Raw genomic sequence first — 15,682 nt, 5'->3', positions numbered from 1 at the left:
TCTTTCTTTCATTCCTCCATCACTTTATTTCATTCCTTCATACCGTTCTTTCTTTCATTCCTTCACTCCATACCGTTCTTTCATTCATTCCTTCATCACTTTATTTCATTCATTCGTTCATTCCATTCTCTACCCGCAAACAGCTTCTTTAGCCTCAATTTTACAATGTGTGATAAACTATTGGCAATTACAGTCATCCTATTACCAAAAAAGGAGCTCGCCATGCAGCCTGCAATCTCCCGTTCTCCACTCATTTTTCAAATCGTCGGATACAAAAATACCGGCAAAACCACATTGGTTTGCCGGTTAACGGAGCGCTTTAAACAAGCTGGATATAAGGTTGGAACGATTAAGCACGACGCGCATGATTTTCAAGTGGATACACCGGGCACCGATACGTGGAAGCATCAAGCTGCCGGCGCGGATATAACGGCCATTACGTCTTCCGTAAAAACGGCGATCATCAAGCAGCAGCCTGAGCCGCTTGACCGGCTTATTGAGCAAATGACGGAAGCAGATGTCATTCTTATCGAAGGCTTCAAAGCCGCTTCCTATCCTAAAATTATAGCCATCCGCTCCGCCGCGGACTATGAGCTGATTCAGAAGCTGAGCTGTCCGCTCGCTGCCGCAGTGTGGCCCGAAGCCGGTTCCCCGGCAGCAGCTAACCCTGTCGTTCCGGCCATCGATATCAATCAGATCGACCAGCTGTACCATATGTTATTATCGCTTCCTAAACAGAACTAGCTCTATTAGTCCGCAATTCCTTGCTTGTGCGCGTAAATAGCTGCCTGTGTGCGATCATCCACATCCAGCTTGTTAAATATATTCGTAATATGAAATTTTACCGTCTTCACGCCAATGAACAGCTCATCGGCAATTTCCTGATTGGAGAGTCCCTGCGCCACCCGTTTAAGAACGTCCATCTCACGGTCCGTCAGCTCCTCATGCAGCGGAGCTTGCTCCTGCTGCTTCGGCTGGCGGAAGCGATTCATCATTTTTGCCGCAACCTGTGATTCCAGCACGGATTGACCGCGGGCTGCCGCTCGAATCGCATCGGCGATTTCTGTGGCTCGCGACGTTTTCAGCAAATAGCTGAAGGCGCCTGCTTCAATAACCGGATACAGCTTGCTGTCATCCAAATAGCTGGTCAACACAATGACTTTGCATTCAGGATAAAGCTCCAACAGCTTCGCTGTCGTTTCGACGCCATCCATTCCGTCCATAACTAAATCCATCAAAACAACGTCAGGTTTGTATGCTTGCGCTAACCGAATACCATCCATGCCGTTACTCGCTTCCCCGACAACTTCGATTCCATCCTCTGTGTCCAGCACCGCCGCGAGCCCGATTCGCACCATTTCATGATCATCGACAAGCAGAACCTTTATTGGCTGACTCAATTGCTCAATCGCCTGCACACCTACACCGCCCTTATTATCATTTCATTTGTCATAATAATTGCCTCTATCATATCGTTTCCCTTAGTACACCCATTGGCACCCAGATGTGAATGAGCGTTCCTTCGCCTGGCTTCGAAATCATTTGCAAAGATCCGCCCAGCTCATTCACCCGCTCCTCCATCGTCAATAAGCCGTAAGACGTTTGCTTCTTCGCCTCCAGGTCGAAGCCCACACCGCTGTCCTGCAGACTCATATGCACTTGGTTGCCGCTTTGCAGCAGCCTGATGTCCATGCTTTCCGCTTTCGAATGACGCAGCGTATTCGATAGCGCCTCTTGGGCAATCCGGAACAAATGATCCTCTGCATTCGGCTGAAGCACAATCGTTTCATCTACCTCAAGTGTTATCGTCATCGGCACCTTTTGCTTCAATTCCTCCACTAATGCCGTAAGCGCCTGTCCTAAATTTTTACCATCCAAATGAACGGGCCTAAGATGCAGCAGGAGCGCCCGCATTTCCGATTGCGCGACTGCGGCCATCTCTTCAATGAGCTGTACTTGGCGCTTAGCCCGTTCCCAATCCCGTTCAATCGTCCGGCTAACAGCGGTTGCTGTCATCGATATAGCAAATAGCTGCTGGCTTACCGCATCATGCAGTTCCCGCGCCAGACGCTGCCGCTCTTCAATAACCGCGGAAAACTTCACCTTCTCGGTCCAGCTTGGATCCCCCTGCTCCTCGGCAGTCATTTCACCGTCTGAGGATCTGTCGTTATCCAGCGTTACCGCATAGCGGCGCTTCATCTGCTGCTCGCTAAGCCGCTTCAAAGCTTCCTTAAGCTTAGAGTTTTGCAAGTAGCTTCCCAGCGCTACCGCCGCCAAAGCTGCTCCAATTATAGTCAGACCTATAACTGCCCATTTGCCTTGAAGCGTGAATAGCTCGACATAACCGATTCCTTGCAGCACAATAACAACCAAGCTGATTATAATTAGCAGCCATAATATTGTTTCTGTAATATTTCGTCTGCGGGCCGCATGATTCGGTTGCTCGACCCTCTTACCCTGTTCCACACGGCTCACTTCCTTATATGTATCATTTTACCAATTAAGATAGACCTATGCCATATCCATTCCAAAAAACATGAAAGAGCAGACCGTCAAACGGTCCGCTTCTTCCAAGCCTTCAATTCCTATTCTTGAGCAGGAGGCGTGTTCAGCTTATTCTTGAGCGCTTGCAGCTGCTCATCGACCTTATGCTGCTTCTCTGCTTCGGCTGCATTAAAGCTGCCTGTCGTTCCGCTGTATGTGTAAGGTGTACGAAGCACATCGGCTTCTGCTTCCAGCTGCATGATTTTCTCTTCCATACGGTAGAAGCCGCGTGATGCAGAGCCGCTGTCAATCGTATGGTTTGCCGACAATTGCGCCATTTGCTTTTGCGCTTTCGCAACTTGTGCGCGGGAAGCGAGCTCATTGCGCTTATTGCGCAATTGGTAAAACTCATCCTTCATCGCGTGCAGCTGCTGAAGCAGCTCATCAGCTTGCGTCTTCGATTGTGCATGGAGCTCCACGTATTCCGATACCTTCTGGTCAAAATACAGCTTCTCTTCCAGCAGCTTGCGGGCAAGCTCCTCTTGACCGGCTCTCAGGGCCGCTTCAGCTTTCGATTCGCGATCAGCCACACTGCGTACCGCTTCCTCAAGACGCTGCTTCATACGGCGTTCATTAGCCATTTGTTTCGCTACCGTTACTTCTGCTTGATGAATTTCCGATTCCATATCACGCAGGTACTGATTTAACATAATGACCGGATCTTCAATTTTATCCAATGCCTCGTTTACCGATGCCTTCGTCATATCCTTCATCCGTTTAAAAATTCCCATGTTAAAATTCTCCCTTCTCGTATTTAGCAATTTTTGCTTTCAATTCTTCAATTTCCCGGCGTAATGCCTTTTTCTCCAAATCGTCCATCATGCTATCGAACTGCGTTGATGTCGTAGCGCCAGCTCCCGGACCCGGAGCGCTCCAAGCGCCTTGACCTTGTGGCGGGTTTTTGTAAGGTCCGCCGAATTGCGAATGTGATTGTGGACCAAAGCCGGAGCCATTAGCTCCGAATCCAGGGGAATATCCTCCGCCGTATCCGTTACCGAAGCCGTTTGGGCCAAAGTTAGAGTAGAGCGGCGGTTCCTTCGGTACGACTAAGCCAGCAATAATATAGATCAAAATAACAGCACCGCTTGTGAAAATCGTAACGACTATAAGTAATATCCGCAGCAGCGTCGCATCAACGTTTAACATTTCGGCTAAACCGCCGCAGAGGCCGAATAGCTTTTTGTCGCGTGAAGACCTGTACAGTTTTTTCAAGACGACCATCCTTCCTTCTCAAGCTTTCGCTTCAACTGCTCAAGCTCCCGTTCTATAACCGATTGTACGGTGTTACCCGCTTCTGATACAAACTCCTGCCCCATCCTGCGAATGTCGCGCAAGCTTTTTGCCTCGTGCTCCATACCGCGAATGCGATCCTCTAATCTTCTAAACACAGCTCCCGGTTGAACACCCTGTTCACCGAAGCCGCCGTTGTAACGGCTGTTCATCCGCTGCTGAAGCCGGAGCGATTCCATGCGTGCCGCATAATACTCGCGTTTGTCGTATACCGATTGGTACTCGCTGCGCATCTCGCGAAGCTGATCCTCGAGGTCAAGCGTATTTTGCCTGCTCTGCTCGTAAAGCTCCCGGTATTGGATTGAGCGCTCCTCGCAGCTTGCTTTCTCATGGAGAGCTATGCGGGCCAATTGCTCCTCGCCTGCTTTTAGAGCCGTCAACGCCTGATTCTCGCGCCGTTCCTTCTGCTGCTCGGCTTGCAGCCATTGCGCCTTCAGGTGATTGCTATGGCCAGCGTACTGCTGATATAGCTTCTCTGCCTGTATAATGTCCTCTCTTGTGGACCATAGAAACTGATCAATCATTCGAACCGGGTCTTCCGATTTCTCTAATCTTTCATTTAGAGTGGCGACTGTAATGTCACGCACACGCTTCATAATGCTCATTGAATATCCTCCTATCTATAATCACTCGCAACCGCTTAGTACGCTTTGCGTTTGTCTTTCTTAAACAATCCGACACCGACGACGATCAATCCGATTGCCAGAACCAGCATGATGATTCCACCCAGCTTACCTATTAGCATCATCGCACCGATTACAATAAGTATACCGCCTATCCATTTCTTGCTGTTCATCCAACCGACAATACCTAATCCGATTAAAATAAACGGGAGCAGGAAGCCAAGGATAGCACCGAAATTAATACCGATAAAATTAAGTACCGCGATACTACCGACGATGACGAGCAGAACGCCTAACGCGCTTTTTCCATTCATGTTCAATTCTCACTCCTTTCGCTATTTAGTTTTATTCGTTTCCGTTGTTGCGCTGAATTTGTTCCTCTTGCTTATGTACTTAGTTTAGATCAATTTTCTCCTTTATAAAACGGACCTTCGACGGTTTTCGAACTAGACCTAGGTCGAGTCGTTTGCCCTCCTAGAGGGGAAAAATAGAGCTTTTAACTATATTCCCTGGCTTTATCCCGCTTCATTGAAAAAAGAGCCAATCATGCGAATATCGCTTGACCCGCTCTTTATAGGTGAGCTGCTGGTTATTGGCTTGCAAGAAACTTGTCGAATTGAGCTTGCTTCTCCGCAATAATCTTCTCGATTCCTGCTGCTTTCAGCTTCTCAATATACTCCGGCAGTACTTTATCGATATCAACGGAGCCTGTTTCCAAAGCGTTTTGATATTGACGGTTAACATTAACGACAGCCGCTATCTCAGCTTTTACCGAATCGCCGTTAAATACAAAGCCTAGACCCGGGGACAATATCGCATTTTGGTTGAAGTCCCGAAATTTATTCCATTTCTCCGGATCCTCTGTATCCCATACATAATTCAAAAATTGATTGCCGAACATCCAATTTGAACCGGGATTGTATTCCTTCGTATTTTCAGTCTGCTTAATGACCTTATCGTTTACATTTATATAGTGCTTTCCCTCAATGCCATAATTCAATAAATTATTTAAGTATTTATCCGTATGAAGCAGGTTAATAAACATCATTGCCCGGGCGGGGTCTTGGGACGTTGAAGAGATGCCAAGCATCGCTCCTGCTGTTTCCGATGTTGCAATCGTTTTCGAATTCAATTCCAACTGAGCCAGCTTGCCATTTAGTCCGGTTTGAATAGCCAGCTCTTTGTCCTTACCTGGCTTTAAAGCGGCTGTAACGGAAAATACATCACCGGACTTCAAAGCATCGTTATTCATCGTTTGGTTGGTAGCCGCATCCTTATTAATGTACCCTTTTTTAAAAAATTGACGCGTTATTCGCAAGGTTTCCACATAGCGGTCAACCTCGAAGTTTGGCATTACCTTCGTGCTCTTTCCATCCTTTAGGATAATGCCTGGAATAGAAGTATCGCCAAGCGCATCATAATTGCCGACGTAGTGAGCGTTTAGCGTTTCGCTCTGCTTCAAATATAAAGGAATCATGTTTGGTTTCTTCTCAAGTACGATCTGATATACGGAGTCCAAATCATGGATTGTTTTTACTTTAGACATATCCAAACCAAGCTCCTCGGCAATATCGGCACGATAGACGATCCCGCCTTGCGCGGCCCTTTCCTTATTTGTCGGCACGGCATAGTTTTTCCCGTCAATTTTGGAGCCAGCCAAAAATACTTGATCAAGCGATTGCAAAATACCTTGTCCATACTGCTCCAATAAATTGTCAAGCTCAAGGAAAGCGCCTTTCGATACATTAACTGCGTGTTTGCTCCATTGCGCTGTGAAAATAATATCAACTTTCTCGCGGGAAGCGACCATTAGATTGATTTTGTCATCCCACGGTCCCCAATCAATCGGAATAAGATCTATTTTCGCATTTATTTTATCCATCAAATAAGCATTCATTGCTGCTTCGATTTCCACTTCATCCTGTTGTGGCGATCCTATATAGACAAACTTTAACGTGTAGTGTTCCAAGTTATTAGTCGTCTTTAGCTCGGCGTAAGTAACTTCATTCGATAAAGCGCTTTCATTGTTTACGCCTTTATTCACATTAGTTTTGCTGTTAGGTGACGAGTTATTCGTATTCCCTTGCCCGGAGCAAGCGCTTAATAGGATAAGGCAAGTGATTATAATTGTAATCATCCCTGCGTGGAAAAAAGGATGGCTCGTCGTCTGTGTCATATTCGAATTGCCCCCCTATTAGGATGATGTATTGCAAATGTTAGTAGTTTTAATTCTAAAGAATACAGAAAAAAATGCAACAGGAAAAACCCGCACCTTCTTCCAGGTGCGGGCTTCTTCACTTTTTTTGCAGCAGCCTATTACTTGCTTGCCAGGAAAGCGTCGAATTGTTTTTGCTTCTCTGCGACGACTTTGTCTACGCCTGCAGCTTTCAGCTTTTCTTCATATTCTGGAAGCACTTTGTCAACGTCTACAGAACCTGTTTCAAGCGCTTTTTGGTATTGTTTGATCACGTTGGCAATAGCGCCGACTTCTGCTTTCACAGGCTCGCTGTCAAATACGAAGCCAAGTGCTGGAGATACCTTTGCGTTTTGGTTGAACTCTTTGAATTTCGCCCATTTATCCGGATCCTCTGTATCCCAAACATAGTTGAGGAACTGATTGCCGAACATCCACGCAGAGCCCGGGTTGTAATTCGCTGTATTGCCTGTAGCTGTCATAATTTCGCCGTTTCTTGTGTAATGATCACCTTCGATACCGAAGTTGAGCAGATTGTTGATTTCTTTGTCCGTATGCAACAGGTTAATTAGCATCATTGCACGATCGGGATCTTTGGATGTTGAAGAAATACCGAGCATCGAACCTGCTGTTTCTGATGTAGCAACCGTCTTCTCCGTCATAATGATTTGCGCAAGCTTGCCTGTCAAACCGGCAGCGCTTGCAATTTCAGCATCTTTTCCCGGCTTCATAGGCTCGACTGTAGAGAATACGGTACCAGCCTTCCATGCATCCCCTGAAGACACTTGCGTTGTTGCTGCGTCTTCATTAATGTAGCCCTTCTTAAAGAAATCGCGGGTAAGGTTCAAATATTCTTTGTAGCGGTCTATTTGCTCTACTGCCGCTACCTTCGTAGCATCTTGGTCTTTCAGTATTGCGCCTGGAATCGTGGAATCACCCAAGAAATCGTAATTAGCAAAGAAGTGCGAGTTAAATGTGCCTGCCGTTGTGTACAGCGGCGTCATTTCAGGTTTCTTCTCTTTTACAATCGAGTAGACTGCATCCAGATCTTGAGGCGTTTTTACATTGCTCATATCAATTCCAAGCTCATCGGTAATATCCTTGCGGTAAACGATACCGCCAGCTGCCGCAAGCTCCTTGTTCGTTGGTACTCCGTAGTTTTTGCCGTTGATTTTTGCACCGTCGAGGAATGCTGGATCAAGGGATTCCTTGATACCTTGGCCGTATTTATCAATCAGGTCACCGAGTTCAATAAACGCGCCTTTACCAACGTTTTTAGCGTGTCCGTTCCACTGCGCCGTGAATATAATATCTACTTCTTCACGGGAAGCAATCATGAGGTTGATTTTATCATCCCATGCGCCCCAATCAATCGGCATCAGATCGATCGTCGCATTAATTTTTTCAGTAAGCAGCTTATTTAAAGCTTCTTCGACTTTTTTCTCATCCGTTTGCGGTGTGCCCGGATAGACCAATGATATTTTATAAGGCTTAAGATCTGATGCTGCTGTTGCATCTTCTGGTGCAGCTGGCTTGTTCGTTGCGGCATTTTCTTTCGCAGGCTCAGCATTGTTTTTAGAATTATTGCCTGAGCATGCCGATACAACTAATACGATGGTCATCAACAATAGAAGAAGCATGGATGTTTTTTGTTTAACGTGCTTCATAGCGGGTGGACCTCCCTCAAGATATAAGTTTATATGCTAAACCGGCATTGCCGGTTACAGCCGATCGTTAAGCTAATCCTATAATCAGCCTTTAACAGCGCCGACGGTCAGCCCTTTCACAAAGTATTTTTGAAAGAACGGGTAAGCAAATATAATAGGTCCGATTCCGACGACAACCATCGCCATACGAACCGTCTCGCTCGGGAATTTGAATGTTCCTCCTGCTGCATTGATGGCCGCTGCAGCCGTGCTGTTATTCGCGAGGAATTGAATATTCAGCATGGTCTTGTACATCAAATATTGAACGGTAATGTTAGCATCCTTTGTAATGAACACCAAACTCAGAAACCAATCATTCCAATACGTAAGCGTTTGGAAGAGCGCAACTGTCGCCAGTACCGGAAGCGATAATGGAAGCACAATTTTCACGAAAATGGTTAATTCGCCTGCGCCGTCAATTTTCGCCGATTCCAATACGGCGGCCGGGATCGTCGTCTGGAAGAATGTCCGGATAATGAGGACGAAGAAAGCAGCAACAAGAAGCGGCATAATAAGCGCCAACAACGTATCTTTTAGATCAAGCACTTGCGCATATACCAAGTACCAAGGGACAAGCCCTCCCGAGAACAGCATCGTAAAAAAAACGAAGAAGGTAAAAAACTTAGCGTGCGGAAAGTCTGTCCTGGATATCGGGTAGGCATACAATGCCATGATGATCAAGCTGAGCGTCGTTCCAATGATGGTTACAAATATGGAAATGCTATAAGAACGAAAAATTTGGGTTGCATCCTTAAACAGGAATTGATAGGCTGCAAAATCAAACTTCGAAGGTATAAATTGATAGCCATCGCGTATAACCGCTCCTTCGTCAGATATGGACACCATGACGATCAATACGAGGGGAACGATGCATAGCAGTGAATAGATAATGAAAAATATATTGATGCCTAGAGAAGCCGGTTTCGACAACTGGTTTTTCAGATTGGACCCGGACGATATTTTCTCGACTGCTTCCATAGGTTCACCTCCAAGGGTTATTCGTAAATAGAGCTTGCTTTGTAAGCATGACTAAAATAAGGCGTTATCTTTGTTGATGCGGCGTACAACCCAATTCGACAGGAACACCAGTGTAAAACCGACGACTGATTGTAGCAGCCCCGCCGCAGAGGATAAGCCGATATCGCCTACTGTCAGGAACGTACGGTATACGTAAGTGTCAATAACATTCGTAACCGGGAACAATACACCTGATTCTCTTGGTACTTGGAAAAAGAGCCCAAAGTCTGCATTGAATATTTTCCCGATTTGAAGCAGTGTCATAATCGTAATGATCGGCGTGATGAGCGGAATCGTTATGCGTGTCATTTGCTTCCACTTGCTTGCTCCATCAATGGTTGCGGCCTCATAATACTCATCGTCGATTCCGATAATGGCTGCCATATAAATAACGGTGAAGTAGCCCATGTTTTTCCATGTATTCACAAGCGGTAAAATGTAAGGCCAAACCTCTTGCGTAAAGTACCATTGCACCTTTTCGAGTCCTAATGCCGGAAGAAGCGAGGTGTTCAAGTAGCCATGCTCATCGCTTAAGAATCCGAAGACAAGATAACTAATGACAACCATCGATAGAAAATAAGGCAGAAACATAATCGTTTGGTGGAGCTTAGCGACAAATCGGCTTCTTATTTCATTCAGCATAATCGCGAACGCTAGCGGAAAAATTAAATTTAAAATAATAAAGCCCGAGTTGTACAGCAGCGTATTCCGCGTAATAATCCATGCATCTGAGGTTTTAAATAGGTATTCGAAGTTTTTAAGCCCGCTCCATGCGCTTCCCAATATGCCATCTGCATAGTTGATATTCTTGAATGCGATAATGATGCCGAACATAGGAATGTAATTGTTAAAAACCAGCAGCACGATGGCCGGGAGCATCATCACGTAAAACATCCAATACTTGCGGAAAATGTCCAGCTGCGATCTCTTCTTGGTCGTTATTTTTGGAATGTAGGCGGTCGATACCGCTTCCGTAGTATGTTTAGCCATCGCCTTCCTCCTCCTCTTTCCACTACTTTAAGTACTTGCTCTCTGTATTAATTGTATAAAAAAAAGACGCCGATAGCTGTCGGCGCCGTGACCTTATTAACGTTCCTGTGACTTCCTATAATACGTCCTGATACTTTTTTCGGTATTCCTGCGGTGTTAGTCCGGTCATTTTCTTAAACAGCTTGGAGAAATGTGAAAAATTAGCGTAACCGACTGTAACCGCAATGTCACTGATTCGGTTGTTCGTCTTCTCCAGCTCAGTACGGGCCTTCGCAATTCGGAGTCTAACCAAGTAGTCCGTTAATGAAAAGCCGGTTTCTCTACGGAACAAGCGCGATAAGTAAGCAGGATTCAAAAACACGTGCTCGGCAGCTTGTTCACGGCTGAATTCCTCGCCAAGATTTTCTTCCATGTACCGCTGAACCTTCTCCACCACCTGAGATACGTCTTTGCCGTTCTGATTGGCGTACTCGGTCACCTGCAGGCTTAGCTGCTGCGTCCACGCCCGCATCCGGGACAGCGATTTGAGGACATTCTCGCCAACCTCCCACTCTTTCTTCGCAAACACTTCAGTCATTGGCACCGATTTTTTATTAAACCATTGAAACAGCATGTTCATGAAGCCAAAATAAAAGGAAGCCATATACGTATAGTCAACCTTATTCTCCTGCATCTGATCGAAGCATTCGTCAATGCGCATCGATAATTCCGTTTGCTTGCCTGACTCAAGCAGAATCGCCCAATCGGAGAAAGGAACCTGCTGCGGAGCCGTGTGATCAAGCGTTCGTTTGTGATCCCGCTCCAAAATAACTGCGCAGGTCTCACTCACATTACTTCGTTCAAGCGCCAATAGCGACTGTACGGCTGAGCGAATTTGCCGGACCTCGACTTTCTCTCCAATGTAACAGGAAAGATGACAATGCAGCATATTTTTGCATTGATCGATAAACTGGTTGCATCTGTCCTCTAGCGTTGCTGAGAATTCGCTCTCTCCATCCTCTGAGCTATAAAATAATGCATAAAGGATTCCGTTACCATCCTGCACAATATGTCCCGGATTGCTCTGAAGGATAATCTCCTCGGCAGCATTTTTAACCCCATACGTCATAATTTCTTCATCACGAGCGGACCATTCTTCCCGCCATTGCTCAATACTGATAAGCACTGCCCTAATTGGACTATCAGCTTGAAGCGGCAATGCGTAGGTCTGCATTGCAGAATCGAGATGCTGTGGCGCGGCAGAGTGCCGATAATGTAATACATCCTGCCAGAACCGCTCGATTAAGATAGGACGCTGTTTGTTCCATTGCTCGTAAAACATATCGTAGGTGCCTCGGATTTTTGCGAGCTGCTCTAAATTACGCACCTTATCCAGCGCCTCGTTCACGCACTCCTTCAGCACTTGATGGTCAATCGGCTTAAGCAAGTAATCAAAGCAATCAAGTTGAACCGCCTGCTGCGCATACTTGAAATCGGCATGACCTGTTAGGAATATAGTTACGATAGATGGACAATTTTCGTTAACCCATTCGAGCAAATCAATCCCGCTCTGATTAGGCATATCGATATCGGATAAGACGATGTGTATCGTATGCTCCGTCAACAAGGCCCGTGCTTCTTCGACATCGTATGCCGTATAAATATTAGCTATGGGCAATGATGACCAATCTATCCCTTTTTCTATTCCGCGAATTGCTATTTCCTCGTCATCAACGACTAATAAATTATACAACTGCCCTGCCTCCTTCCAATGGCTTTGGAAATACGATAGTAACAATCGCGCCGCTGCCTTCCGAATGATTGCCGAATGTTATTGAAGTCCTCTCCCCGTACAGCAGATCAAGCCTGTGAATGACATTCATAATACCTAAGCTGCTTTTTTCCTCATGCTGCAGCGGCTCTTTGTTTTGAAGCTTTTTCAGTACCTCAGGACTAAAGCCGACTCCATTATCGCTAATGGTTAGAGCAAAGCCATTGTCCTCAGTCATTTCAGCCCTAATATGAATTTGGAATAATTGTCTCCGGTTTTTAAATCCATGAATGATCGAATTTTCCACAAAAGGCTGTATGGTCAATGCAGCAATCGGGTAGTTTAAAATTGTATCCATCCCTTCGAACGTACATTGCAGTTTGTCCGGAAACCTTATTTTTTGAATGGTTATATAGTTTTCGATATGCGTCAATTCTTCCTTGAGCGTTATCGTATCCCGGTTGGCTTTCATTATGAAACGGAAATAATCTGCTAGATGCAGCGACATCTTCTTAACGGTTTCCGTATCGTTCAGAGCGGCAAGATTATAAATAATATTTAAGCTGTTCATATAAAAATGCGGATTGATCTGTGCCTGAAGCTGTTTCAATTCACCTTGCTTCACTCGAAGCTGTTCTTCATAGACGTCGATTTTTAACGTTTTGATTTGCTCCGCCATAATGTTGAACGTATTTCCCAAAAATTCGAACTCAAGTGACTTGTTCTTCTTCAGTCTTACATCCAGCATGCCAAGAGAAATCTTCTTCATCCCGAGTATCAACTCATGCAGCGGTTTAAAAAGCATATTGCGCATAAAAAATAAATAAAGAAGTAAAATCGCAAGAAATCCAATCGGAGCGAATAGCGTCACATTTCGGAAAAACAAAAGGTTGCGCAGCAGTGTCTCCTCAGGGATGACAACCTGGTAAGCAATATTGACCCTTTCACTCATCCGGTTCATAACCAAATAGTCAGCCCCTGTTTCATGATCAGTCAGTGATTCATAAGGCTCTTTTAAAATTTCATCGTTCAAATCAAGAGGTGATAAGCTTTCCGTTAAAGCTTGTACAAGGCGGTTGTCTTCACGAAGATAGATACCGTTATGACCAATATCACCATCGCTCCATTGAATAGAGAGCATTGTATTAATATCCTTTACTTTAATAATCGCTCCGACATAAAGCTCCTCTGAAACCTTAATGAAATTGATAAGAAAATATTTGCCGGGCATCCGGTCGTCTGCTCGGACTTCCCATGTTTGCTGATCATTATGTGCCAGGTTTTCTGCAGTCGTCATGTTGTCCATATGGGATTTAATGATATTTTTCGTATCATTATACACGCTATTCGTTCCAAAAATGATGTCATTGTGGTGATATAAAAAAACGGCATCAATTAAGTTATATACGCCAACATCGCGATTCAACTTAGCATCAATCCTGATCTTAGTTAAAGTGTACCCGTCACTGTCCATCGGAAAAGACATTAGAAGCCCTACATCGGAATCAAGCACCGACATCTTGTACAAATAATCATTTATTTGCGCCAGGTTGTGATCGGTCTGCCCGACAAATATATCGAGTGTGTTCCGGTATGTCTCCGATACCTTTTCCCTGACGATCTCTCTTGAGTAACTATTATTTATAAGCATATAAACGACAACCGGAAGCATAACTCCCATAAATCCGATGATAAGTCGAGTTCGAATTGATTTACCGAACTTCACGGTATGCTTCCTCCTATCTATACTCTGTATACCTTTAATTCTACCATTTAAAGCGTTTTCTTAACATCGTTAAAAATTTGAATATAAGTGTAAATAACCAATTAATGATCTGTCTGGAAACACAAAAAAACTCTTAAGATCTAGTAGATCTTAAGAGTTTAATAGGCATGTTATGGTGCCGGTGAGAGGACTCGAACCTCCACGGTTTCCCTCACGATTTTGAGTCGCGCGCGTCTGCCATTCCGCCACACCGGCATTCAGAAGAAATATGGCGTGCCCTAAGAGATTCGAACTCCTGACCTTTTGATTCGTAGTCAAACGCTCTATCCAGCTGAGCTAAGGGCACATATTTTCTGTTGTTAAAAATTGTGGAGGCGCCACCCAGACTCGAACTGGGGGTAGAGCTTTTGCAGAGCTCTGCCTTACCACTTGGCTATGGCGCCAAATTAATGGAGCGGAAGACGGGAATCGAACCCGCGACCCTCGCCTTGGCAAGGCGATGCTCTACCGCTGAGCCACTTCCGCATATAAATGGCTGGGGATTCAGGGATCGAACCTGAGAATGACGGAGTCAAAGTCCGTTGCCTTACCGCTTGGCTAATCCCCAACAAGATATAAAACGCTAATTTTTAAATTAATGGGGCGGACGAGGGGAATTGAACCCCCGAATGTCGGATCCACAAACCGATGCGTTAACCACTTCGCCACGACCGCCACGATAAATATTCAATTGGCAGGGGCAGCAGGAATTGAACCCACACCAAAGGTTTTGGAGACCTTTGTTCTACCTTTAAACTATGCCCCTAAGGTAAACTGGTGGAGGATGATGGATTCGAACCACCGAACTCAGAGAGAGCAGATTTACAGTCTGCCGTGTTTAGCCACTTCACTAATCCTCCATGTGGTGCCGTCGAGAGGACTTGAACCCCCAACCTACTGATTACAAGTCAGTTGCTCTACCAATTGAGCTACAACGGCATATTCACTTGTTGCTTGCATTGCTTAAATGGTGGCTCGGGACGGAATCGAACCGCCGACACGAGGATTTTCAGTCCTCTGCTCTACCGACTGAGCTACCGAGCCTGATGTTTTAAATGGCGGAGCTGACGGGATTCGAACCCGCGGTCTCCTGCGTGACAGGCAGGCATGTTAGGCCTCTACACCACAGCTCCACATCATATTCTCGGAAACTTCCGAAAGGTAAAGATTGGTTGCGGGGGCAGGATTTGAACCTGCGGCCTTCGGGTTATGAGCCCGACGAGCTACCGGGCTGCTCCACCCCGCGTCATTATTGTAATCATGGTGGAGGATGACGGGATCGAACCGCCGACCCTCTGCTTGTAAGGCAGATGCTCTCCCAGCTGAGCTAATCCTCCATGTCTTGAGCGACTTTTATATCATACCATAGGTTTGAGTCTATAGTCAAGCTCATTTTAAATCTTTGTTGGTGACCCGTAGGGGATTCGAACCCCTGTTACCTCCGTGAAAGGGAGGTGTCTTAACCCCTTGACCAACGGGCCATAATGGCAGAGAGGAAGGGATTCGAACCCTCGAGACCCGGTTAGAGCCTACACGATTTCCAATCGTGCTCCTTCGACCACTCGGACACCTCTCTATATGGCTCCCCGAACAGGACTCGAACCTGTGACAACTCGATTAACAGTCGAGTGCTCTACCAACTGAGCTATCAGGGAATATAAATCATTTTCAAAGCGAATTGCGCCTTGAAAACCGGATACGAAAGAAGTTGCTGCTGAACTTTAGCTGTTTGTCTGCCGGATGTATGGGTCCAGGCAAACGGTTTTAGGATAAGCCCTCGACCGATTAGTATTCGTCAGCTGC

General features: G+C 45.7%; 13 protein-coding genes and 16 tRNA genes. 1 reads left to right on the top strand and 28 read right to left on the bottom strand.

The genetic code is table 11. The features are described from left to right. The first annotated feature begins 222 nt into the window (after window positions 1-222). Window positions 223-744, top strand: coding sequence for a molybdopterin-guanine dinucleotide biosynthesis protein B (gene mobB / locus DFP97_RS24650; RefSeq protein WP_114383296.1), 522 nt, complete (start codon window positions 223-225; stop codon window positions 742-744). A 5-nt stretch (window positions 745-749) separates the two neighbouring features. Here the strand turns inward: mobB and DFP97_RS24645 are convergent, their stop codons facing one another. From DFP97_RS24645 to DFP97_RS24510, 28 genes are all read right to left on the bottom strand, one after another. After that, complete coding sequence (locus tag DFP97_RS24645) at window positions 750-1,400, bottom strand: response regulator transcription factor (RefSeq protein WP_114383438.1); 651 nt, start codon at window positions 1,398-1,400, stop codon at window positions 750-752. Window positions 1,401-1,467: 67 nt separating this feature from the next. Then, the gene (locus DFP97_RS24640) at window positions 1,468-2,466 is read right to left on the bottom strand and encodes a sensor histidine kinase (RefSeq protein ID WP_114383294.1); all 999 of its coding nucleotides are present in this window, start codon (window positions 2,464-2,466) and stop codon (window positions 1,468-1,470) included. Window positions 2,467-2,585: 119 nt separating this feature from the next. Further along, complete coding sequence (locus DFP97_RS24635) at window positions 2,586-3,275, bottom strand: PspA/IM30 family protein (RefSeq protein ID WP_114383292.1); 690 nt, start codon at window positions 3,273-3,275, stop codon at window positions 2,586-2,588. A 1-nt stretch (window position 3,276) separates the two neighbouring features. Then, window positions 3,277-3,765 carry a PspC domain-containing protein gene (locus DFP97_RS24630; protein ID WP_181873669.1) on the bottom strand — a complete coding sequence of 163 codons (489 nt, stop codon included), beginning with the start codon at window positions 3,763-3,765 and terminating at the stop codon, window positions 3,277-3,279. Then, entirely contained in the window at window positions 3,753-4,439 is a 687-nt protein-coding gene (locus tag DFP97_RS24625; RefSeq protein WP_114383290.1) for a PspA/IM30 family protein, read from the bottom strand. Before DFP97_RS24625 ends, DFP97_RS24630 begins: the two co-directional genes overlap by 13 nt. A 35-nt stretch (window positions 4,440-4,474) precedes the next feature. Then, the gene (locus tag DFP97_RS24620; protein WP_114383288.1) at window positions 4,475-4,771 is read right to left on the bottom strand and encodes a LiaF transmembrane domain-containing protein; all 297 of its coding nucleotides are present in this window, start codon (window positions 4,769-4,771) and stop codon (window positions 4,475-4,477) included. A 275-nt stretch (window positions 4,772-5,046) separates the two neighbouring features. Then, the gene (locus tag DFP97_RS24615) at window positions 5,047-6,633 is read right to left on the bottom strand and encodes an ABC transporter substrate-binding protein (RefSeq protein WP_245976584.1); all 1,587 of its coding nucleotides are present in this window, start codon (window positions 6,631-6,633) and stop codon (window positions 5,047-5,049) included. Between the two features lie 140 nt (window positions 6,634-6,773). Beyond that, a complete protein-coding gene (locus tag DFP97_RS24610; protein ID WP_114383287.1) occupies window positions 6,774-8,318 on the bottom strand; it encodes an ABC transporter substrate-binding protein in 1,545 nt (514 codons plus the stop codon). An 84-nt stretch (window positions 8,319-8,402) separates the two neighbouring features. Beyond that, a complete protein-coding gene (locus DFP97_RS24605; protein ID WP_114383285.1) occupies window positions 8,403-9,335 on the bottom strand; it encodes a carbohydrate ABC transporter permease in 933 nt (310 codons plus the stop codon). A gap of 51 nt (window positions 9,336-9,386) precedes the next feature. Further along, window positions 9,387-10,364, bottom strand: coding sequence for an ABC transporter permease (locus tag DFP97_RS24600; protein ID WP_114383283.1), 978 nt, complete (start codon window positions 10,362-10,364; stop codon window positions 9,387-9,389). A gap of 115 nt (window positions 10,365-10,479) precedes the next feature. Further along, window positions 10,480-12,096: a helix-turn-helix domain-containing protein gene (locus DFP97_RS24595; protein ID WP_114383281.1), complete on the bottom strand. Its 1,617-nt coding sequence runs from the start codon at window positions 12,094-12,096 to the stop codon at window positions 10,480-10,482. Continuing rightward, window positions 12,089-13,840, bottom strand: a complete 1,752-nt coding sequence (locus tag DFP97_RS24590) for a sensor histidine kinase (RefSeq protein WP_114383279.1) — start codon at window positions 13,838-13,840, stop codon at window positions 12,089-12,091. The genes DFP97_RS24595 and DFP97_RS24590 overlap by 8 nt, the downstream gene beginning before the upstream one ends. 173 nt (window positions 13,841-14,013) lie before the next feature. After that, window positions 14,014-14,095: transfer RNA gene (locus tag DFP97_RS24585), tRNA-Leu, on the bottom strand. 14 nt (window positions 14,096-14,109) lie between these two features. Then, window positions 14,110-14,186 (bottom strand) — tRNA-Arg (locus tag DFP97_RS24580). A 23-nt stretch (window positions 14,187-14,209) separates the two neighbouring features. Beyond that, window positions 14,210-14,283 (bottom strand) — tRNA-Cys (locus tag DFP97_RS24575). Window positions 14,284-14,290: 7 nt separating this feature from the next. Continuing rightward, window positions 14,291-14,365: transfer RNA gene (locus DFP97_RS24570), tRNA-Gly, on the bottom strand. Window positions 14,366-14,372: 7 nt separating this feature from the next. Beyond that, window positions 14,373-14,447 (bottom strand) — tRNA-Gln (locus DFP97_RS24565). Window positions 14,448-14,478: 31 nt separating this feature from the next. Further along, window positions 14,479-14,554 (bottom strand) — tRNA-His (locus DFP97_RS24560). Between the two features lie 17 nt (window positions 14,555-14,571). Then, window positions 14,572-14,645 (bottom strand) — tRNA-Trp (locus tag DFP97_RS24555). Window positions 14,646-14,654: 9 nt separating this feature from the next. After that, window positions 14,655-14,739 (bottom strand) — tRNA-Tyr (locus DFP97_RS24550). A gap of 3 nt (window positions 14,740-14,742) precedes the next feature. Continuing rightward, window positions 14,743-14,818, bottom strand: a tRNA-Thr gene (locus DFP97_RS24545). A 29-nt stretch (window positions 14,819-14,847) separates the two neighbouring features. Beyond that, a tRNA-Phe gene (locus DFP97_RS24540) sits at window positions 14,848-14,923 on the bottom strand. A gap of 12 nt (window positions 14,924-14,935) precedes the next feature. Continuing rightward, window positions 14,936-15,012 (bottom strand) — tRNA-Asp (locus tag DFP97_RS24535). A 36-nt stretch (window positions 15,013-15,048) separates the two neighbouring features. Further along, window positions 15,049-15,125 (bottom strand) — tRNA-Met (locus DFP97_RS24530). Between the two features lie 15 nt (window positions 15,126-15,140). Further along, window positions 15,141-15,216, bottom strand: a tRNA-Val gene (locus DFP97_RS24525). A 69-nt stretch (window positions 15,217-15,285) separates the two neighbouring features. Next, window positions 15,286-15,360 (bottom strand) — tRNA-Glu (locus DFP97_RS24520). Between the two features lie 4 nt (window positions 15,361-15,364). Next, window positions 15,365-15,455 (bottom strand) — tRNA-Ser (locus DFP97_RS24515). 3 nt (window positions 15,456-15,458) lie between these two features. Further along, window positions 15,459-15,534 (bottom strand) — tRNA-Asn (locus tag DFP97_RS24510). Window positions 15,535-15,682 lie beyond the last annotated feature (148 nt).

The organism is Paenibacillus prosopidis (genome assembly GCF_003337375.1).
Classification (GTDB): domain Bacteria; phylum Bacillota; class Bacilli; order Paenibacillales; family Paenibacillaceae; genus Pristimantibacillus; species Pristimantibacillus prosopidis.
The sequence above is the reverse complement of the archived record's forward strand: the minus strand, read 5'-3'. Positions and strand labels throughout refer to the sequence as shown.